Consider the following 20,158-nt stretch of genomic DNA (forward strand, 5'->3'; position numbering starts at 1 on the left):
GAGCGAAGCGAGGCGGCGGCATGAGTGACCTGACCAGACTGACCGCGACGGAGATCGCGGGGCTCGTCGCCGCCGGCGAGACCTCCGCCGTCGAGGTCACGCGGGCGCACCTGGACCGGATCGCCGCCGTGGACGACCGGGTGCACGCCTTCCTGCACGTCGACAGCGAGGGCGCGCTCGCCGCCGCCCGCGAGGTGGACGCCCGCCGCGCCGCCGGCGAGGAGCTGGGCCCGCTGGCCGGCGTGCCGGTCGCGGTGAAGGACGTGCTGACCACCAAGGGCGTGCCGACCACCGTCGGGTCGAAGATCCTGGAGGGCTGGCGCCCGCCGTACGACTCGACGATCGTGCAGCGGCTGCGCGCCGCCGGCACGGTGATGCTCGGCAAGACCAACATGGACGAGTTCGCCATGGGCTCCTCCACCGAGTACTCGGCGTACGGCCCGACGCACAACCCGTGGGACCTGAGCCGCATCCCGGGCGGCTCCGGCGGCGGCAGCGCCGCGGCCCTCGCGGCGTACGAGGCGCCGCTGGCGATCGGCTCCGACACCGGCGGCTCGATCCGCCAGCCCGGCGCGGTCACCGGCACCGTCGGCGCGAAGCCGACCTACGGCGGCACCTCCCGCTACGGCCTGGTGGCGTTCTCCTCCTCGCTGGACACCCCCGGCCCGTGCGCCCGTACGGTGCTGGACGCCGCGCTGCTGCACGAGGTGATCGGCGGGCACGACCCGCGCGACTCCACCTCGATCCCGCAGCCGGTGCCGGACGTGGTGGCCGCCGCGAGGCGGGGCGCGACCGGTGACCTGACCGGCGTGAAGCTCGGCATCGTCACCCAGTTCACCGGCGAGGGCGCCGAGCCCGGCGTGCTGGCCGCGTTCCGCGAGTCGGTCGACGCGCTGACCAAGCTGGGCGCCGAGATCGTCGAGGTGTCCTGCCCGAACTTCACGTACGCGCTGCCGGCGTACTACCTGATCGCCCCGAGCGAGTGCTCCTCCAACCTGGCCCGGTTCGACGGCGTCCGGTTCGGCCTGCGGGTCGGCGACGACGGCAACCGGTCGCTGGAGGAGGTCATGTCGCTGACCCGGGAGGCCGGCTTCGGCCCCGAGGTCAAGCGCCGCATCATGATCGGCACGTACGCGCTCTCGTCGGGCTACTACGACGCCTACTACGGGCAGGCGCAGAAGGTCCGGACCCTGATCACCCGGGACTTCACGGCCGCGTTCGAGAAGGTCGACGCGCTGATCTCGCCGACCACCCCGTTCGTGGCGTTCCCCATCGGGGCGCGCACCTCCGACCCGTACCAGATGTACCTGGCCGACCTGTTCACCATCCCGACCAACCTGTACGGCGGGCCGGGCATCTCGGTGCCGTGCGGGCTCTCCGACGGGCTGCCGGTCGGCTTCCAGATCATGGCCCCGACCATGGCCGACGACCGGATGTACCGGGTCGCCGCGGCGCTGGAGAGCGCGGTCGGCACGTTCACCCCACCGGCACTGTGAGGCAGGAGCTCAGATGACGACGACACTGCCCGCGTACGACGAGGTCGTCGCGCGCTACGAACCGGTGATCGGCCTGGAGACCCACGTCGAGCTGGGCACGAACACCAAGATGTTCTGCGGCTGCCCGACCGACTTCGGCGGCGCGCCGAACACCCGGGTCTGCCCGGTCTGCCTGGGTCTGCCCGGCTCGCTGCCGGTGGCCAACAGGGCCGCCATCGAGGCGACGATCCGGATCGGCCTGGCGCTGAACTGCTCGATCGCCGAGTGGTGCCGATTCGCCCGGAAGAACTACTTCTACCCGGACATGCCGAAGGACTTCCAGATCAGCCAGTACGACGAGCCGCTGTGCTTCGAGGGCTACCTGGACGTCGAGGTGAACGGCGAACTGGTGCGGATCGGCATCGAGCGGGTGCACCTGGAGGAGGACACCGGCAAGACGCTGCACGTCGGCGGCACCACCGGGCGCATCCACGGCGCCACCGAGTCGCTGGTCGACTACAACCGGGCCGGCATCCCGCTGGTGGAGATCGTCACCAAGCCGGTCCCCGGCACCGGCGCGTTGGCCCCCGAGGTGGCCCGCGCGTACGTCACCGAGCTGCGCGACGTGATCCGCTCGCTGGGCGTCTCCGACGTGCGGATGGAGGAGGGGTCGCTGCGCTGCGACGTCAACACCTCCCTCAACCTGCCCGGTGAGGAGTGGGGCACCCGGACGGAGACCAAGAACGTCAACTCGCTGCGGTCGGTCGAGCGGGCGGTCCGGTCGGAGATCATCCGGCAGGCGTCCGTGCTCGACGCGGGCGGCCGGATCACCCAGGAGACCCGGCACTTCCACGAGGACACCGGCGACACCACGCCCGGACGGTCCAAGGAGACGGCGACCGACTACCGCTACTTCCCGGAGCCTGACCTGGTGCCGCTCGCGCCGGACACCGCCTGGGTCGCCGAGCTGAAGGCCGCCCTGCCCGAGCTGCCCCGGCTGCACCGCCGCCGGCTCCAGGAGCAGTGGGGCCTGTCGGACGCGGACATGCAGTCCGTGCTCAACGCCGGCGCGGTCGAGCTGATCGAGCAGACCGTCGCCGCCGGCGCGTCCCCGGCCGCGGCCCGCAAGTGGTGGCTGGGCGAGCTGTCCCGGCGGGCCAACGAGACCGGCGTGGAGCTGGCCGACGTCGGGGCCACCCCGGCGCAGGTCGCCGAGCTGCAGGGTCTGGTCGACGCCGGCAAGCTCAACGACAAGCTGGCCCGCAGCGTCCTGGAGGGCGTGGTGGCCGGCGAGGGCTCGCCGACCGAGATCATGACCAACCGGGGCCTGGAGGTCGTCTCCGACACCGGCGCGCTCACCGCCGCCGTGGACGAGGCGATCGCGGCCAACCCGGACATCGCCGAGAAGGTGCGCAGCGGCAAGGTCGCCGCGGCCGGCGCACTGGTCGGCGCGGTCATGAAGACCACCCGCGGCCAGGCCGACGCCAAGACCGTCCGCGAGCTGATCCTCTCCCGCCTCGGCGCCTGAGGTGTAAGGAAGGGCACCTTCCTAACGCATTTTGTATAGGAAGGGCCCCTTCCTTACACCCGAGCCGCCGCGTGCGTCCGTTGTGCGCGGCGGCTGCGTACCCGCGCAGTGCGGCTGAGTATCTGCGCAGTTCAGCTGCGTACCCGCGCAGTTCCCGCCCCCGACCGGCCGTCAACGGTGACGTGCCGGACCCCTGGAGCCGAACGTGAACCGAACCGACCTCGACCTCCTCGACGAGATCCAGCGGCGGGTGCTCTGGCTCGCCACCCGGATCGTCGACGCGGCCAACCACGACCGTGACACCGGCGACGGGGTGAAGGTGGGCGGGCACCAGGCGTCCAGCGCCTCGCTGGTCACCGCGATGACGGCGCTGTGGTTCGCGCACCTGGACGCCGAGGACCGGGTGGCGGTCAAGCCGCACGCCTCGCCGGTGTTCCACGCCATCCAGTACCTGCTGGGCAACCTCGACCGGTCGTACCTGACGACGCTGCGGGCCCGGGGCGGGCTCCAGTCGTACCCGTCGCGCACCAAGGACCCGGACGAGGTGGACTTCTCCACCGGCTCCGTCGGGCTCGGCGCGGCGGCGCCGCTCTTCGCCGCCGCGACGCGGCGCTACGTCGACGCGCACTTCGGCGCCCGCCCGCACTCCCGGTTCGTCGCGCTGATCGGCGACGCCGAGCTGGACGAGGGGAACATCTGGGAGGCGGTCGCTGACCCGGCCACCACCGGCCTGGGCAACGTGATGTGGCTGGTCGACTTCAACCGGCAGTCGCTCGACCGGGTGGTGCCCGGGGTGCGGATCAACCAGTGGCGGGGCCAGTTCGAGGCCGCCGGCTGGCACGTGGTGGAGGTCAAGTACGGCCGCCGGCTCGCCGGGGCGTACGCCCGGCCGGGCGGGGAGCGGCTGCGCGACTGGATCGACGCGATGCCGAACGAGCAGTACCAGTCGCTGTTCGGGCTCGCCGGGCCGGCGCTGCGCAAGCAGTTCCTCGACGGCGCGCCCGACGGGATCGAGGCGTTCATCGCCGACATCGGCGACGACGAGCTGGGGCCGCTGGTCACCGACCTGGGCGGGCACGACATGGCGGCGATGCTCGACGCGTACGCCCAGTGCGACGCCGTCACCGACCGGCCCAGCGTGGTGTTCGCGTACACCGTGAAGGGGTGGGGGCTGCCGATCGCCGGCAACCCGCGCAACCACTCGGCGCTGCTCACCACCGAGCAGGTCGACGCGCTGCGCGCCGCGCACGGCCTGACGCCGGGGACCGAGTGGGACCGCCTCGACCCGGCGTCCCCGGCCGGCATCCGGGCCGGCGAGCGCCGGGAGGCGCTGTCCCGCGCGCCCCGCGAGCGGGCGCTGGAGGTCACCGTCCCGGAGACCACGCGGGTACGCGCCAACAAGCCCATCTCGACGCAGGAGGTCTTCGGCCGGGTGCTGGTCGAGTTGGCCCGCAACCCCGAGGTCGGCCGCTACCTGGTCACCACCGCGCCGGACGTGGCCACCTCCACGAACCTCGCCGGGTTCATCAACAAGACCGGCGTCTTCGCGCCCACCGAGCAGCGTTCCTGGACCGAGGACCGGATGCTGCGCTGGACGGAGAGCCCCGCCGGCCAGCACATCGAGCTGGGCATCTCGGAGATGAACCTGTTCCTGCTGCTCGGCCAGCTCGGCCTGGCCTGGGACCTGTCGGCCCAGCCGCTGCTGCCGGTCGGCACGGTCTACGACCCGTTCGTGCTGCGCGGGCTCGACGCGTTCCTCTACGGCACCTACTCCGGCTCCCGGTTCGTGGTCGCCGGCACCCCGTCGGGCATCACCCTCGCCCCCGAGGGCGGGGCGCACCAGTCGACCATCACCGCCTCGGTCGGCCTGGAGCTGCCGGGGGTGACGTTCCTCGAACCCGCGTACGCAGCCACGCTGGACTGGCTGCTCTGCGACGCGCTGGGCCAGATCGCCGGCGGGTCGACCCCGTCGGCGACGGCCGCGCCGGCCGAGGACGGGGCGTACTACTTCCGGCTCAGCACCCGCCCGATCGACCAGGCGCCCTTCGAGGCGGCCCGGGCCCGGCTCGGCGACGCGGTGCTCCGCCGGCAGGCGGTCGCCGGGGCGTACCGCCTGGTGGACGCCCACCAGGCGTACCCGCACCTGGCCGAAGCCCCGGTCGTGCAGCTCGCCGCCTCCGGCGCGGTGCTGCCGGAGGTGCTCGTCGCGGCGGCGGAGCTGGCCGAGGAGGGCATCGCCGCGCACGTCGTCGACGTCACCTCGCTGGACCGCCTCTACCGGGCCTGGCAGCGCACCCTGCGCCAGGGCGTCCGTACGGCGACCGTGCCGAGCGTGCCCGGCGCGCTGCGTTCGGCGTTCGCCGACCGGGTGCCGGTGGTGACCGTGCACGACGCCGCCTCGCACGCGATGGCGTGGCTCGGCTCGGCGGTCGGCGCCCCGGCGGTGCCGCTCGGGGTGGACGAGTTCGGCCAGTCCGGCAGCGTCCACGAGCTGTACGAGCTGCACGACCTGCTGCCCGGCAGCATCGTCAACGCAGCCCTCGCCGCCCTGTCCCTGCGCTGAGCCGCGCCGGGACCGTCGCGGGGCCGTTGCGGGCCGTCGCTGGGTCGTTGCGGGGCGGTCGCTAGGCCGTCGTGGGGCCGTCGTGGGGCCGGGAGGCGGTCCGGATCCCCTGCCGAGGTTGCCGAGAGTAATCAGCGTCCGAGGTGGCGGAGCGTAACCGTCAGTGCGGGGCGACATGGCAGGTGTGCGCGCCCTTTGCTCTGCAGCCATATACGCGACACGCCTCTGAGCAGCGACGACGTCCGGAGCTTCGATTGGCGAGCGGCGGCGTTTGGCTACGCCTGGTTACTGGCGCGTCGGTGGGTGCAGAGCAAAGCGTCGGAGGACGAGGTCGGCCGCGGCGCGGAGGTCGCTACTCTACGCAACGGACCTTGAGTGGGCTGCCACACGTCGGAGACCAGGGCAACCGAGCGGGGCCACCGACAGACGGCCGATCAGGGCGTCCGGGCAGGGCGGCGCGGGAACAGGGCGGCGCGGGGGCAGGGCGGCGCGGGGGCAGGGTGGTGTGGGTCAGCGGGTCGGGGTGGGGGTGACGGGGGCCGGGACGCCCACCTTCGGGTTCTCCACGATGTGCCGCTCCAGGTTCACCTGCGCCTGGCCGGTGCCGCCCACGGTGATGTCGTCGTACGCCTGGAGCAGCTTGTCCTTGTCGAAGTAGAGGACGCTCATCGTCAGCGGGGTGGGCTTCTCGCCCTCCAGCCCGCGCAGCCCGGCACCGCCCGTGGAGCCCTGCACCAGCAGCTGGGTCGGTATCTTCCCGGGCACCTCCGGCAGCTTCGACACCTGCCGGCTGTGGGTGTGCCCGGCGAGCACCAGCGGGCAGGTGCCCGACAGCGGGCCGGCCGAGGCCGGGTCGTGCACCAGCGCGATGTTCACCGGCCGCGGCGAGCTGCGCACCGTGGCGGCGAGCTGGTCGCCGGCGCCGATCACCTGGTCGGCGACCTGCTTGGTGAGGCCGCTGCCCGCCGGCGAGGTGTTCTTGTCGGGCGTGAAGCGCGGGTCGCCGACGCCGGCGATGGTCAGCCCGGCGACCGTGGTGGTGGTGTTGTTGAGCACGATCGCGTTCGGCTGGCGGGCCACCGCCGCCGCCGTCCGGCCCGAGTCGTGGTTGCCGCGGATGTAGACGTACGGCTTCTTGAGCAGGCCGATCGAGCCGACGAACGAGGCCTCCGGCTCACTGCCCCAGTCGGTGATGTCCCCGGTGTCGATCACCACGTCGATGCCGAACTGTTCCACGACGGTGCGGATGAGCTGCCAACCGGTCGGGTTGAGGTGCATGTCGGAGACGTGCAGCACCCGGGTCGTGCCGGGGGCCGGCTCGTAGACCGGCAGCGACGACACGGTGGTGTAGAGCTGGCTGACGTTGCCGACGATGTGCTGGAGCTGCTCGGCGTAGCGGGTGTAGTCGTTGGCGATCCGCCGGGCGTCGCCGACGATCGCGGGGGCGTTGACCAGCAGCCCCTCGTAGCGTGGCTCCTCGATGGCCTGCGGCCGGAGGGTCGCCGCGGCGGCGCCGAGGCCGCCGGCGGTGATCACCAGCGCCAGCCCGCCGGCCCAGGCCGCCCGGCGGGCGTCGCGGAAGACCAGCAGGGCCAGCAGCAGGGTCACCAGCACGGCCGACGCGAGCGTACGCAGACCGAGCCGCATCACCCCCTCGCGGACGTCGTCGACGGCGGTCTGGCTCGCCCGGTTGATGCTGGCCGGGTCGTCGATCAGCGCCTGGACGCGGCTCTGGTCCAGCGCGCCCAGGTCGACCGTCAGGTGCGTCGGCCCGTCGTGGCTGTCGAGCAGCAACGCGCCCAGCGGCGGGATGTCGACGGTGGTGCTGCCGCTGACGGCCGGGGCCACCGTGAGGTCCGCCTGGAACGGGCCGATGTCGGTGCTCACCCGGCCGCCGGCGAGCACGCCGACGACCACCCCGATCAGGGTGACGACCAGGACCGCCAGCGTCACCCCGGCCGCACGGAGCGCGCGCCGGCCGGCCCGGTCGGGGTCGCCCCGGCGGGCACCACCGGTCACCGGGGCGTCCTCGTCCCGGTGCTCGTGCTGCTCGTTCTCCTGCCCGTCCATGTTGAGATTCTGACCTGCCCAGTGAGGGATCTTGGTAAACCCGGCGGAGCCGGTCGGGTCAGCTCCGGCCGGCTCCGCCGTCGGCGAAGACCAGACGCAGCAGCCGGTCGTCCTCGGGCGCGGGGTCGCCCCGCCCGTCGTGGTTGGAGGTGCTCACCCAGATCGAGCCGTCGGGCGCGGCGGCCACGGCCCGCAGCCGCCCGAACCGCCCGGTCAGCAGCTCGCGCGGCTGGCCGAGCACCGTGCCGGTGTCGGTCAGCTCGACCAGCCACAGCCGCTCGCCGCGCAGGCACGCGGTGACCAGCAGCCGGTCCGCGGCGGTCAGCCCGGAGCAGGAGGCGTCCGACGTCGGCCACTGGGTGATCGGGTTGACGTAGCGCTTGTCGTCGTCGCGCCCCTCGACCTGCGGCCAGCCGTAGTTGCGCCCCTTGGTGACCTGGTTGATCTCGTCCCAGGTGTTCTGGCCGAATTCGACGGCGTACATCCGTTTGCCCGGGTCCCAGGCGAGCCCCTGGACGTTGCGGTGGCCGAGGGACCACACCGGGGAGTTCGGGAACGGGTTGCCGGGCGCGGGCTTGCCGTCCCTGGTGATCCGCAGGATCTTCCCGCCGAGGCGCTTGACGTCCTGCGCCTGCGGCCGGTCGCCGGCGTCGCCGGTGCTCGCGTAGAGCAGGCCGTCCGGGCCGAAGGCGAGGCCGCCACCGTTGTGGATGCCCGCCTTGGGGATGCCGGTGAGGATCGGGGTGGGCGTGCCGCCGAGCTCCAGCCGGGCGATCCGGTTGTCGCGCTCCGTCGTGTAGTAGACGAAGACCGACTTGTCGCGCTGGTAGTCGGGGGAGACGGCGATGCCCATCAGCCCGCCCTCGCCGGACGCGGCCACGTCGGGGACGGTCTGCACCGGGGTGACCTTCAGCCCGTCGGGCCCCGACTCGGGGCCGACCCGCAGGATCCGGCCGCTGTCCCGCTCCGTGACCAGTGCGGCGCCGTCGGGCAGGAAGGCGATGCCCCACGGCACCCGCAGGCCCTTGGCCAGCACGGTGGTGACCACCTCACTGCCGGCGCCGCCGGCGCTCGCCGTGGTCGAGGGGGTCGGGAAGGTCGGCGGCTCGCCGGCCGGGTCCGGCTCGGGCTCGCCGAAGCTGCAACCGGCGGTCGCGAGCAGCAGCGCCGCGCACGACGCCGCCAGGGCCGCCCGGAGGCGGCGGGTGCGAGGGTACGGGGGACGGGCGCTCACCCGGCCCAGGGTAGCCCGCCGGGGCGCCGTACCGGGGCCGACGGATCGGACCGGGTGCCGCGATCCGCCCCGCCCGGCCGGCGGCCCGGCCGGGGGCCTATCGTCGGCGGGCGTGAAGGTATGGATCCCGCACGAGTCCGGCCGCGCGCTCCTCGGGGAGCTGCCCCGGGACATCACCGTCGAGGTGGTCGAGGACCCCGCCCGGCTCCCCTCGGCGGCGGCCGGCGTCCGGTTCTGGGTGCCGCCGTTCCTGGCCGGCGGCGACGCCACCGCGCTGCTGGGCGAGCTGCCCGACCTGGCGGTGGTGCAGCTCCTCTCCGCCGGGGCGGACGCCTGGGCCGGCCGGATCCCGGAGGGGGTGACGCTCTGCGACGCCCGGGGCGTGCACGATCCGTCCACCGCCGAGTGGGTGGTCGCGGCGATCCTGTCCCAGCTGCGGGCCTTCCCGGCCCTGGCCCGGGCGCAGGCCCGGCGGGAGTGGGCGTACGCGGAGGTGGCCCCCACCGACGAGTTGGCCGGCAAGCGGGTGCTGATCGTCGGGGCGGGCTCGATCGGCGCGGCGGTGCGGGACCGGCTCGCGCCGTTCGAGGTGAGCTTCACCCTGGTGGCCCGGACCGCCCGCCCGGAGCAGGGGGTGCACGGCGTCGAGGAGTTGCCGGGCCTGCTGCCCGAGGCCGACGTGGTGGTGCTGCTGGTGCCGCTGACCGAGCAGACCCGGGGGCTGGTCGACGAGAAGTTCCTCGCGGCGATGCGGAACGGCGCGCTGCTGGTGAACGCCGCGCGCGGGCCGGTGGCCCGCACCGAGGCGCTCGTCGCCGAGCTGCGGACCGGCCGGATCTCGGCCGCGCTGGACGTCACCGACCCGGAGCCGCTGCCCGCCGACCACCCGCTGTGGGCGATGCCGAACGTGTTGCTCACCCCGCACGTGGCGGGCTCGGTGCGCGGCCTGCTGCCGCGCGCGTACCGGCTGGTCGGGGAGCAGGTCCGGCGGTTCGCGGCCGGCGAGCCGCTGGTGAACGCGGTCGTGGACGGCTACTGACCGGCGCCGGCGCTGGCGCGGCGGGTCAGCCGGCCGCGTCGGGCAGGGTCTGGCCGGTGGCCTCGACCAGCCGCGGCAGGTCGGCGCCGCGGACGGCCGGCAGCAGCACCGCCTGGCCGTCGTCGAGTCGGGCCACCGCCCGGCCCCGTGCGTCCGGGGCCAGCTCCACGACCCGGTCCCAGCTGATCCGGCGCTGCCCGACGAGCGCCCGCAGGCGCAGCTCGCGGGCGTCCACGTCGGTGCCGGCCCGCCACGCCCAGACCCCGACGGCGAGCGGGACGAGCAGCACCGGCAGCAGGTACCACCGGGCGCCGGCCAACGGCAGGGCGCCGATGAAGGCGATGATCGCGGCGGCCAGGATCGCCTGGTTGTGCCGGAAGCGGACGGTGCCGGAGCTGCTCACCCCCCGATGATCCCACCCCCGCCGCCCCCGGTACGCGCCGGGCGGCGCCGGGCTCCACCCGACGGCTGGCAGTGACGAGGGCCACTGTCGCCTCGGCGTCACCGAGTGCCTGCGCGCTCGTTGGCGATAGATGGGCAGCGGACCCACCTCGTTCCGGCGCCCCGCACCGCCGCACCGCCCGTGCCCCCTCACGAAGGCGACCGCCGTGCCCCTCGCGTACCCGTCCCACGCCCGCGCCCGCCGTCCGGCCGTGCCGGAGACCCTCGTCCTCGCCGCCGTCGCGCTGCTCCTGCTCGCCGGCGCGACCGGCCGGATGCCGGCACCGGCCGTCGTGGCGCTGGCGGGCGCCGCCGGCTCCGCGCTGGCCGGCGCGCGGCTGTCCCGGCTGGCCGTCGGCCCGCCCACGTCGGCGCCCAGCCGTTCCCGGGCGGCCCGCTGCCGCACGGCGCTGCCCCGTCGCGTCGCCGTGCTGCTCGACGCCGCCGTGGTGACGGCGGGGCTGGCCGCCGCCGTCCTCCCGCTCGCCGACCCCCGCCACCGGCCCGCCGTCGCCGTGGCGGGGCTGGTCGTCGCCGCCCCGCTCTTCGCCGCCGGGCTGCCTTCGCGGGCGCGGACGCCGCACCCGGCCACCCGGGTCCGGCTGCGGCGGGCCCTCGACGCGACCGCCGCCGGCCTCGGGCTGGTCCTCGCCGGTTGGCTGCTGCTGCCCCGCGACCGCCTCGACCCGCCGGCCCGGCTCGCGGCGGCGGTGGCCCTCGGCGGGCTCGCGATCGCGGTGCTCACGGCGCTGACCGGGCCGCACCGGCGCTCCGGCGCCGCCCGGTGCCGGGGCGGCGCGGCGCTCACCCTGCTCGGGTTGGTGGCGCTGGCCGCGCTTCCGGTCGGGACGTCGCCGGTCTGGGCGGCGCTGTTGGCCGTACCCCCACTGGTGGGCGGGGTGCTGCTGACCGCGGCGGGGGCGCGGTGGGCGGCCCGGCCGCAGCCCGACCCGCCGGCCCTGCCCACCCTCGTGTGGCCCCGGGCGGTGGTCCCGGCCGCCGCGGCCGTGGCGGCCACCGGCTGGGAGCTCCGCTCCGACGGGCCGCCGGACCTCACCGCCGTGCTGCTCGCGCTCGCGGTCGCGCCGCCACTCGTGCTCCGCGACCTGCTCCGGGCGGGCGAACCGCCACCGCCGGCCCCCGCCGCCGCCCCGCCGGCGCGTGCGGAGGCGCCGGCGCGTGCGGACGCCGCGGCGATCTGCGCCGAGGCGGCGCCGGCCCGCGTCGACACCATGCCCACCTGCGCCGAGGCGGCACCGGCCCGGCACCGCTCGTCCGGAACCGGCCGATCCGGCGGGCCGGCGGGCCACGCCGAGCTGCTGCGGGCCCTCGCCGCGCTGCGGGACTCGCCGTCTCCCTGCGGCGCGCTGCTCGTCGTCGACCTGCACATCCCCGGCGCCACCGCCGAGGGGCCCGGCCACGCCGCCCGGGAGGCCGTGACGGCCGAGGTCGCTCGTCGCGTCCGCGCCGTCGTCGGCCCCGGGGACCTGCTCGCCGACCTCACCGCCGCCGGCTTCGCGGTGGTCACCGGGACCGGCCCCGTGCTGGCGTACGCGCTGGGCACCCGGCTGCTCGCCGCGCTCACCCAGCCCTACCAGGTGCCGGGCGGGGTGCTGCGGCTGCGGGCCAGCATCGGGCTGGCCGAGGTCGCCGGCACCGCCCCGGAGGACGTGCTGCGCCAGGCCGACCTGGCCCGGCGGCGAGCCGTGCAGCTCGGCCGGGACCGGGTCGAGTGGTACGACGCCTACCTGGAGGAGCAGCTCGTCCGCCGGCTGGACCTGGAGCGGGAGCTGCCCGGGGCGGTCGCGCGGGGCGAGCTGGACCTCGTCTACCAGCCGGTGCTCGACCTGGCCGACCGGCAGCCCGTCGGCACGGAGGCGCTGCTGCGCTGGCGCAGCCCGGTCCTCGGCACGGTGCTCCCGGCCGAGTTCCTGCCGGTGGCGGAGGACCTCGACATCGTGGGCGAGCTGGGCTGCTGGGTGCTGGACCGGGCCTGCCGGCAGCTCGCCGCCTGGTCGGCGGGGAGCCGGCAGCTCTGGATGGCGGTCAACGTGACCGTCCGGGAGCTGGCCGCGCCCGACTTCGTGCCCCGCACGGCGGCGGTGCTGGACGCGTACGGGGTGCCGCCCGACCGCCTGGTGGTCGAGGTGGCGGAGCCGAGGGTGGCCGGCGAGCTGCCGACCGTGGTGGCCCGGCTGGCCGGGCTCCGGTCGCTGGGCATCCGCACCGCGCTGGACGACTTCCGGGCCGAGCACGCCTCGCTCGCCCAGCTCCGCCGGCTGCCGATCGACCTGCTCAAGGTCGGCCCGCAGCTGGTGGATCCGGCGGACCCGCAGCGCCCGCTGATCGACGTGGTGGTGGCCGTGGGGGACCGGTTGGGGTTGGACATCGTGGTGGAGGAGCTGGAGTCGCCGGGCCTGGTCGACGGCGCGCGCCGGGCCGGCTGCCGCTACGGGCAGGGCTTCGCGCTGGCCCGCCCGGCCACCGCGGAGCGGGTGGAGGCGTACTTCGAGGAGTTCCCGTCGGCGTCGCGCTAGATGTACTGCCTACGTCGTGTCGTCACACGACCTCAACCAAGGTCGCTGGGCAGTACAGCTAGACCTGGCGACCCGCGCCGGCCGCGTTCCCGCCGCGCGTCCTTCCGCATCTTCCGGCAGGGAGTTGAAGGATTTCGCAAGTGCTAAAGTCTTCATGTCTGGTTGCGGTTGAGAGGGAGGCTGGCATGTCGGTACCGCTCTATCAGGCGAAGGCGGAGCTGTTCCGCACCCTCGGCCATCCGGTGCGGATCCGGGTGCTGGAGCTGCTCCAGGACGGGCCGAAGCCCGTTCGCGACTTGCTGGCGGCGATCGACGTCGAGGCGTCGAACCTGTCCCAGCAACTCGCGGTGCTCCGCCGGACCGGCATGGTCACCTCCAGCCGCGACGGCGCCCTAGTCGTCTACGCGCTCAGCACCCCGGACGTGGTCGACCTGCTGGCCGCAGGCCGCCGCATCCTCGGCGCAGTCCTCACCGACCGCGACGCGCTGCTGAACGAGCTGCGGGCCGACGGGCGGGACCGGTGAGCCGGACACTGTCGTTGCGCGAGCGGTTTGTCGGGCTGTTGCCGCGGCGCGCCGACTGGCTGGCGGTGCGCCGCGCACCCCGGCGCGACCTGCTCGCCGGGCTGACCGTGGCGGTGGTGGCGCTGCCGCTGGCGCTGGCCTTCGGTGTCACCTCCGGGCTCGGGGCCCAGGCCGGCCTGGTGACGGCGGTGGTGGCCGGCGCGGTCGCGGCGGTCTTCGGCGGCTCCCACCTCCAGGTTTCCGGGCCGACCGGGGCGATGACCGTGGTGCTGGTGCCGGTGGTCCAGCAGTTCGGCGCCACCGGGGTGCTGATGGTCGGGGCGCTGGCCGGGCTGGTGCTGATCGCGCTGGCCCTCGCCCGCCTCGGCCGGTACGTGCACTACCTGCCCGTCCCCGTGATCGAGGGGTTCACCGCCGGAATCGCGGTGGTCATCGCCCTGCAACAGGTGCCGGCCGCGCTGGGGGTGGCCGACGCGCACGGTGACCGCGTCTGGGCCGTGGCCGCCGACGCGGTCACCCGGTTCGTCGCGGACCCACGGCCGGTCCCGGTCGCTGTGGCCCTCGGCGTCGCGGCGGTTATGCTGCTCGGCGCCCGGTGGCGTCCCGGCTGGCCGTTCTCCCTGCTCGGCGTGGCCGCCGCGACCGTCCTGGCCGAGACCACCCCGGTCGAGCTCGCCCGCATCGGCGCCCTGCCCGCCGGCCTGCCCGCGCCCTCGCTGGGCTTTCTCGACCTCGACGCCGTCGGGGTCCTGCTGCCCTCGGCCCTCGCGGTCGCGGCGCTGGCCGCCCTGGAGAGCCTGCTCTCCGCCACCGTGGCCGACGGGATGACCATCGGCCAGTGCCACGATCCCGATCGCGAGCTGTTCGGTCAGGGGCTGGCCAACCTCGCCGCCCCGGCGTTCGGCGGGATCCCGGCCACCGCCGCCATCGCCCGTACGGCGGTGAACGTGCGCGCCGGCGCGGGCTCGAAGCTGGCCGCGCTCACCCACGCCGTCGCCCTCGCCGGGATCGTGCTGGCCGCCGCGCCGCTGGTCGGCCGGATCCCGCTCGCCGCCCTGGCCGGCGTCCTGCTGGCCACCACCGTCCGGATGGTCGAGGCCGGGTCGCTCTGGGCGCTGGCCCGTGCCACCCGGGGCGACGCCCTCGTGCTGGTGCTCACCTTCGCGGTCACGGTGGCGCTGGACCTGGTCACCGCCGTGGCGGTCGGGGTGGGCGTGGCGATCGTGATCGCCCTGCGCGCGGTGGCCCGCACGGCGCGGGTGGAACGGGTTCCGCTCGACCCCGGCGAGCACAGCGCCGAGGAGCGGGCCCTGCTCGCCGACCACATCGTGGCCTACCGGCTGGACGGCCCGCTCTTCTTCGCCGCCGCGCACAGCTTCCTGCTCCAGCTCTCCGACGTCGCCGACGTGCGCGTGGTCATCCTGCGGATGTCCCGGGTGTCCGCCCTGGACGCCACCGGTGCGCAGGTGCTCGGCGACGCCATCCTCCGGCTCCAGGAGCGCGGCATCACCGTGCTGCTCTCCGGCATCGCCCCCGGCCACGACCAGGTGCTCGCCACCCTCGGCGTCGCCGCGCGGTTGCGCCGCGACGGGCTGGTCTTCCCAGACACCCCGGCCGCCATCCGCCACGCCCGCGAGCTGGCTCTCGCCTCGGCCCACTGAGGCGGTCGGGACCACGGACGGGCGATGGCTGACCGTCCCCCGGAGCGACACGGTCTGCCGCCGACCCGGGGGATTCCTCCCTGTCCGCCGTCCCCGCTGCTGCGGCGGCCGTCGATGGCATCGTGGGGAAGGCTGAAGTGGATTGGGTTGCGGTGGGGCACCAGCTTGGCGTGCCATTCACAGCGGTACGCCGTGCCGTCCAGATGGACCGTTCGCTCACTCATCAGCTTCGCACTGCCGCGGCTGTTGGGCTCTCCGGAGAGAGACCGACCCCGAAATGGCCGAACTCCATCGCCACGCCCCACAGGTTGTGCGGCTCGGTCTCCTGGCTGGCGTCCTCGATCTCAGGGCCGATGGCCTCGCCCTCGAAGAGTTCCTCCGTCGCCGCGTCGGGCGTCTCGACTACCATCTGCGAGCCCTGCTCCTTCAGTCTGCGAGCCCTGCTCCTTCAGTCTGATTGACGGCGATGGTAACCGACGGAATGTGCCCTCTCACTCCGGGACGCGGCGGTAGGCGCCGTCGCTGGCCGAGGTCGCCATCGAGGCGTACGCGCGCAGCGCCGCGGACACCGGCCGCTGCCGGTCGACCGGGGTGTACGGCCGGTCGCGCTTCTCCTGGGCGACCCGGCGGGCCTGGAGCACGTCCTCCGGCACGTCCAGCTCGATCGAGCGGCCCGGGATGTCGATGACGATCTCGTCGCCGGGCTCGACGAGGGCGATCAGCCCGCCGGAGGCGGCCTCGGGGGAGACGTGCCCGATGGAGAGGCCGGAGGTGCCGCCGGAGAAGCGCCCGTCGGTGAGCAGCGCGCAGGCCCGGCCCAGCCCCCGGCCCTTCAGGAAGGAGGTGGGGTAGAGCATCTCCTGCATCCCGGGGCCGCCCTTCGGCCCCTCGTAGCGGATCACCACCACGTCGCCGGCGACGACCTCCTTGGCGAGGATCGCCGACACGGCGTCGTCCTGGGATTCGTAGACCTTGGCGGGGCCGCGGAAGGTCAGGCACTCCTCGGGCACGCCGGCGGTCTTCACCACGCAGCCGTCCGGGGCCAGGTTGCCGTGCAGGATGGCCAGCCCGCCGTCGGCGCTGTAGGCGTGGGCGAGGTCCCGGACGCAGCCGTCGGCCGCGTCGGTGTCCAGCGACGACCAGCGGTTGGTGGTGGAGAACGGCTCGGTGGTGCGCACCCCGCCGGGCGCGGCGTGGAACAGCTCGACCGCCTCCGGCGTCGGCGAGCCGCCCCGGACGTCCCAGTCCGCCAGCCAGCGCTCCAGGCTGGGGGAGTGCACCGCGTGCACGTCCCGGTGGAGCAGGCCGGCCCGGTCCAGCTCGCCGAGGATGGCCGGGATGCCGCCGGCCCGGTGCACGTCCTCCATGTGGTACTGCGGGGAGTTCGGCGCGACCTTGGCCAGGCAGGGCACCCGGCGGGAGATCGCGTCGATGTCGGCGACGTCGAAGTCCAGCTCGGCCTCGCGGGCGGCGGCGAGCAGGTGCAGGATCGTGTTGGTCGACCCGCCCATCGCCACGTCCAGGGCGACGGCGTTCTCGAACGCGGCCCGGTTGGCGATCGCGCGGGGCAGCACGGAGGCGTCGTCGCCGTCGTACCACCGCTTGGCGATCTCCACGGCGGTGCGGCCGGCCTCGACGAAGAGCGACCGGCGCGCGGCGTGGGTGGCCAGCGTCGAGCCGTTGCCCGGCAGGGCCAGCCCGATCGCCTCGGTGAGGCAGTTCATCGAGTTGGCGGTGAACATGCCGGAGCAGGAGCCGCAGGTCGGGCAGGCGGACCGCTCGATGGCGCCGAGCTGGTCCTCGGTCACGGCCTCGTTGGAGGCCGCGACCATCGCGTCGATCAGGTCGATCTTGGAGTGCACCACGCCCTCGATCGCCACCGTCTTGCCGGCCTCCATCGGCCCGCCGGAGACGAAGACGGTCGGGATGTTCAGCCGCAGCGCGGCCAGCAGCATGCCCGGGGTGATCTTGTCGCAGTTGGAGATGCAGACCAGGGCGTCGGCGCAGTGCGCGTTGACCATGTACTCGACGGCGTCGGCGATCAACTCCCGGCTGGGCAGGGAGTAGAGCATGCCGCCGTGGCCCATGGCGATGCCGTCGTCCACCGCGATGGTGTTGAACTCGCGGCCCACCCCGCCGGCCTCGGCCACCGCCTCGGCGACCAGGCCGCCGAGGTCCTTGAGGTGCACGTGACCGGGTACGAACTGGGTGAAGCTGTTGGCGATGGCGACGATCGGCTTGCCGAAGTCGTCGTCGGTCATCCCGGTGGCCCGCCACAGGGCCCGGGCGCCGGCCATCGTCCGACCGTGCGTGGAGGTCTTCGACCGCAGCTCAGGCATGCCTACCAGTGTTGCACCGCCGCCGGAGCACCCGCCGGGGGCGCGCGCCGTGTCCCAAAGGATGCACACCCGGGGCCCCACGCGGGACCCTCATCCGGCACAGTTGGGGACGTGCATCTCCCCCCGGGCATGGTCGCGGCAGCGGTGCTGTGCGGGCTGGTCGCGGCGGCGGCCGGCGCGCTGTCGGCAGCCGACGCCCGGCGGCGGTCCGGGCCGCACCGGCAGGCGCACGCGCTGCTCGCCGCGGCGTCCGCGGTGGCGCTGGCCGGCCTGCTGGTCGGGATCGCCGTGACGTTCGCCGCCGCCGGGCACGGGGCGCACGGGCCGGACCGGCGTACGGGCTGGGCCACCGTCGTCGCGGTCGGCACGACGGTCAGCGGGCTGCTCTTCGCCGCGGGGCTGCTCCGGCTGCCCGGCGTGGCCGCTTCGGGGGCGGCCACGGTGCGGCTGGCGCTCGACGGCCTGGTCCTGGCGGCCGCGTTCTGGTTCGTCGGCTGGGTGCTGTTCTCCGAGCCCACCCGGCTGCTCGGCGACGCCACTCCGCTGGCCTGCCCGCCGATCCTGCTGGCCACGGTCAGCGCGGCCCTGACCGCCGGGACCGCCCTCGTCGTGGCGTTCCGCGCCCCGCCCCCGCGCCGGTTCCTCGCCGGTCTCGGCGCCGGGGCCACCATGGTGACCTGCGGCGGGCTCGGCGTCGCCACCGGCCTCTGCCAGGCCGGGCCGGAAGTGGCGCTGGCCGGGGCGGGAGCGCTCGCCGCCGGCCTGGGCGCCGCCGCGCTGGCCGCCCGGCGGGTGGACGCGGCCGGCCAGGCCGACCTCGACCTGATCCGCCGCGACGGCGACCACGCGTTCGTCCCGATGTTCGCGATGGCCGCCTCGGCGATGTACCACCTCCTCCAGGACGGCCGGTTCGACGCGCTCGGCATCGTCGCCGGCAGCGTCGAGGGCTTCGCCCTGGTGACCCGGCAGTACCTGACGCTGCACGACGTGCGCGGCTACGCCCGGCGGCTGGTGGAGCGCGAGGCGCACTTCCGTGAGTTGGCCCACACCGACCCGCTGACCGGCCTGGCCAACCGGCGGGGGCTGCTGCGGGCGCTGCACCGCTGCGCCGAGGCCGGCACGCCCTGCGTGCTGCTCGGCCTCGACCTCGACGGCTTCAAGAACGTCAACGACATGCGCGGCCACGACGTCGGCGACGCGGTGCTGGCCGAGGTGGGCCGGCGGCTGCGCGGCAACCTGCGCCCCGGCGACGTGGCGGCCCGGCTCGGCGGCGACGAGTTCGCGGTGCTGATGCACGGCTGCCCGGCCGACGCGGACCGGGTCGCCGAGCGCCTGCTCGGCGTGCTCGGCCGCGCCTACGACCAGCCCGAGGGGCCGGTCTTCCTCTCGGTGAGCATCGGGTTGGCGGGCTGGGCCGGGGAGCCCGACGTGGAGCTGCTGCAGCGCCACGCCGACCTGGCGCTGCGCTACGCCAAGCAGCGCGGCAAGAACCGGATCGAGCGCTACGACGCCGCGTACGACCAGCTGCTGCGCCGGCGCACCACGCTCGAACACGAGCTGCGCGGCGCGATCGAGCGCGACGAGCTGCGGCTGGTGTTCCAGCCGGTGGCCTCGCTGCCCTCGGTGCGCCCGGTCGGCGCGGAGGCGTTGCTGCGCTGGCACCACCCGACGCTGGGCAACGTCCGCCCCGACGAGTTCATCCCGCTGGCCGAGGAGTGCGGGATGATCGCCAAGCTGGGCGCCTGGGTGCTGCACCAGGCCTGCCACCAGCTCTCCCGCTGGCTGGCCGACGGCCACGACGTCTGGGTCTCCGTCAACGTCTCGCCGCGCGAGCTGCACGCCCCGGAGTACGTGGTCCAGGTCGCCGAGGCGCTGCGCGTCCACCACGTGCCGCCGCAGCGGCTGGTGCTGGAGGTCACCGAGCACGCCGTCGCCACCGACCTGGACGAGCTGATCCGGCGGCTGACCGCGCTGCGGCTGACCGGCGTCCGGATCGCGCTGGACGACTTCGGTGCCGGCTACTCCTCGCTGGGGCAGCTACGACGCCTGCCGATCGACATCCTCAAGATCGACCACAGCCTGGTCGCCGAGCACGAGCCGGTGCGGCCGGTGGGCCGGGACGGCCCGGCCTTCGCGCCGATGGTCGACATCGTCATGCGGCTCGGTCACCAGCTCGGCCTGGAGGTCATCGCCGAGGGGGTGACCACGCGCACCGAGCTGGCCGCCGTGGTCGCCGCCGGCTGCCGCTTCGGCCAGGGCGCGTTGTCCGGCTGGGGCGTCCCGGCCGAGCACCTGGGGGCGATGCTGGAGGCGGCCACGTCCCCCGGCGCCCGGCCGGCCCCCGCCCCGGCCCCGCCCGTGTCGCCGCCCCGGCGGCTGCCGACGGCCCCCGCCTCCGTCTCGCCGGCCCCGCCGCCCCGGCGGCTGCCGACGGCCCCCGCCTCCGTCTCGCCGGCCCCGCCGCCCCGGCGGCTGCCGACGGTGCCCGCCCCGCGCCCGCCCGAGCCCGAGTCCGGGCAGGTGGAGCGGGGTGCGCAGGCCCCTCGGACGGGTGAATCTCCACACTCCGTTAACCAACATGTGGGATCAGTTGACTCATCGCGTGAGATGCGTCAGGCTTGACCGCATGTCGTCGTACCGGTCGCTGCGAGTACTTACCTGAGCGCACTCTCCCTGTCGAGAGTGCGCCGGCCCCGTGCAACCTGCACGAGGGCTTTTTTGTTGCCGTCGAACCCATCGACGGGGGC

13 protein-coding genes are annotated in these 20,158 nt (G+C 74.9%); 8 read left to right on the forward strand and 5 right to left on the reverse strand.

Annotated features, from left to right (window positions below):
- Nucleotides 1-20: 20 nt before the first annotated feature.
- The 3 genes from gatA to ACGFZ2_RS08665 all read left to right on the forward strand — a co-directional run bounded on the left by gatA (nt 21) and on the right by ACGFZ2_RS08665 (nt 5,566).
- Nucleotides 21-1,496, forward strand: a complete 1,476-nt coding sequence (gatA, locus tag ACGFZ2_RS08655) for an Asp-tRNA(Asn)/Glu-tRNA(Gln) amidotransferase subunit GatA (RefSeq protein WP_393266896.1) — start codon at nt 21-23, stop codon at nt 1,494-1,496.
- A 13-nt stretch (nt 1,497-1,509) separates the two neighbouring features.
- Nucleotides 1,510-3,003, forward strand: coding sequence for an Asp-tRNA(Asn)/Glu-tRNA(Gln) amidotransferase subunit GatB (gatB, locus tag ACGFZ2_RS08660; protein WP_350704713.1), 1,494 nt, complete (start codon nt 1,510-1,512; stop codon nt 3,001-3,003).
- Between the two features lie 205 nt (nt 3,004-3,208).
- Nucleotides 3,209-5,566: a pyruvate dehydrogenase gene (locus tag ACGFZ2_RS08665; RefSeq protein ID WP_393451564.1), complete on the forward strand. Its 2,358-nt coding sequence runs from the start codon at nt 3,209-3,211 to the stop codon at nt 5,564-5,566.
- A 510-nt stretch (nt 5,567-6,076) separates the two neighbouring features.
- On the opposite strand, the gene ACGFZ2_RS08670 is transcribed toward ACGFZ2_RS08665, so the two are convergent.
- Complete coding sequence (locus tag ACGFZ2_RS08670) at nt 6,077-7,636, reverse strand: metallophosphoesterase (RefSeq protein ID WP_393451567.1); 1,560 nt, start codon at nt 7,634-7,636, stop codon at nt 6,077-6,079.
- Nucleotides 7,637-7,694: 58 nt separating this feature from the next.
- Nucleotides 7,695-8,870: a PQQ-dependent sugar dehydrogenase gene (locus ACGFZ2_RS08675; protein WP_393266888.1), complete on the reverse strand. Its 1,176-nt coding sequence runs from the start codon at nt 8,868-8,870 to the stop codon at nt 7,695-7,697.
- Between the two features lie 112 nt (nt 8,871-8,982).
- Between ACGFZ2_RS08675 and ACGFZ2_RS08680 the strand changes: the two genes are divergently transcribed.
- Nucleotides 8,983-9,909 carry a 2-hydroxyacid dehydrogenase gene (locus ACGFZ2_RS08680; protein ID WP_393451570.1) on the forward strand — a complete coding sequence of 309 codons (927 nt, stop codon included), beginning with the start codon at nt 8,983-8,985 and terminating at the stop codon, nt 9,907-9,909.
- A gap of 25 nt (nt 9,910-9,934) precedes the next feature.
- Here the strand turns inward: ACGFZ2_RS08680 and ACGFZ2_RS08685 are convergent, their stop codons facing one another.
- Nucleotides 9,935-10,312, reverse strand: coding sequence for a PH domain-containing protein (locus tag ACGFZ2_RS08685; RefSeq protein WP_393266884.1), 378 nt, complete (start codon nt 10,310-10,312; stop codon nt 9,935-9,937).
- 205 nt (nt 10,313-10,517) lie between these two features.
- Between ACGFZ2_RS08685 and ACGFZ2_RS08690 the strand changes: the two genes are divergently transcribed.
- The 3 genes from ACGFZ2_RS08690 to ACGFZ2_RS08700 all read left to right on the forward strand — a co-directional run bounded on the left by ACGFZ2_RS08690 (nt 10,518) and on the right by ACGFZ2_RS08700 (nt 15,072).
- Entirely contained in the window at nt 10,518-12,887 is a 2,370-nt protein-coding gene (locus ACGFZ2_RS08690) for a putative bifunctional diguanylate cyclase/phosphodiesterase (RefSeq protein ID WP_393451573.1), read from the forward strand.
- A 185-nt stretch (nt 12,888-13,072) separates the two neighbouring features.
- Nucleotides 13,073-13,411, forward strand: coding sequence for an ArsR/SmtB family transcription factor (locus tag ACGFZ2_RS08695; RefSeq protein ID WP_393266878.1), 339 nt, complete (start codon nt 13,073-13,075; stop codon nt 13,409-13,411).
- Nucleotides 13,408-15,072 (forward strand): SulP family inorganic anion transporter, encoded by a 1,665-nt coding sequence (locus ACGFZ2_RS08700; RefSeq protein ID WP_393451576.1) that lies wholly within the window; start codon nt 13,408-13,410, stop codon nt 15,070-15,072. The genes ACGFZ2_RS08695 and ACGFZ2_RS08700 overlap by 4 nt, the downstream gene beginning before the upstream one ends.
- 223 nt (nt 15,073-15,295) lie before the next feature.
- Here the strand turns inward: ACGFZ2_RS08700 and ACGFZ2_RS08705 are convergent, their stop codons facing one another.
- A complete protein-coding gene (locus ACGFZ2_RS08705) occupies nt 15,296-15,481 on the reverse strand; it encodes a hypothetical protein (RefSeq protein WP_393266872.1) in 186 nt (61 codons plus the stop codon).
- Nucleotides 15,482-15,563: 82 nt separating this feature from the next.
- Complete coding sequence (ilvD, locus tag ACGFZ2_RS08710; RefSeq protein ID WP_393266870.1) at nt 15,564-17,411, reverse strand: dihydroxy-acid dehydratase; 1,848 nt, start codon at nt 17,409-17,411, stop codon at nt 15,564-15,566.
- Between the two features lie 129 nt (nt 17,412-17,540).
- Here ilvD and ACGFZ2_RS08715 point away from each other — a divergent pair, with 129 nt between their 5' ends.
- Nucleotides 17,541-20,033: a putative bifunctional diguanylate cyclase/phosphodiesterase gene (locus ACGFZ2_RS08715; protein WP_393452543.1), complete on the forward strand. Its 2,493-nt coding sequence runs from the start codon at nt 17,541-17,543 to the stop codon at nt 20,031-20,033.
- Nucleotides 20,034-20,158 lie beyond the last annotated feature (125 nt).

It is taken from the genome of Micromonospora sp. NPDC048063, from assembly GCF_043202855.1.
Lineage (GTDB): Bacteria > Actinomycetota > Actinomycetes > Mycobacteriales > Micromonosporaceae > Micromonospora.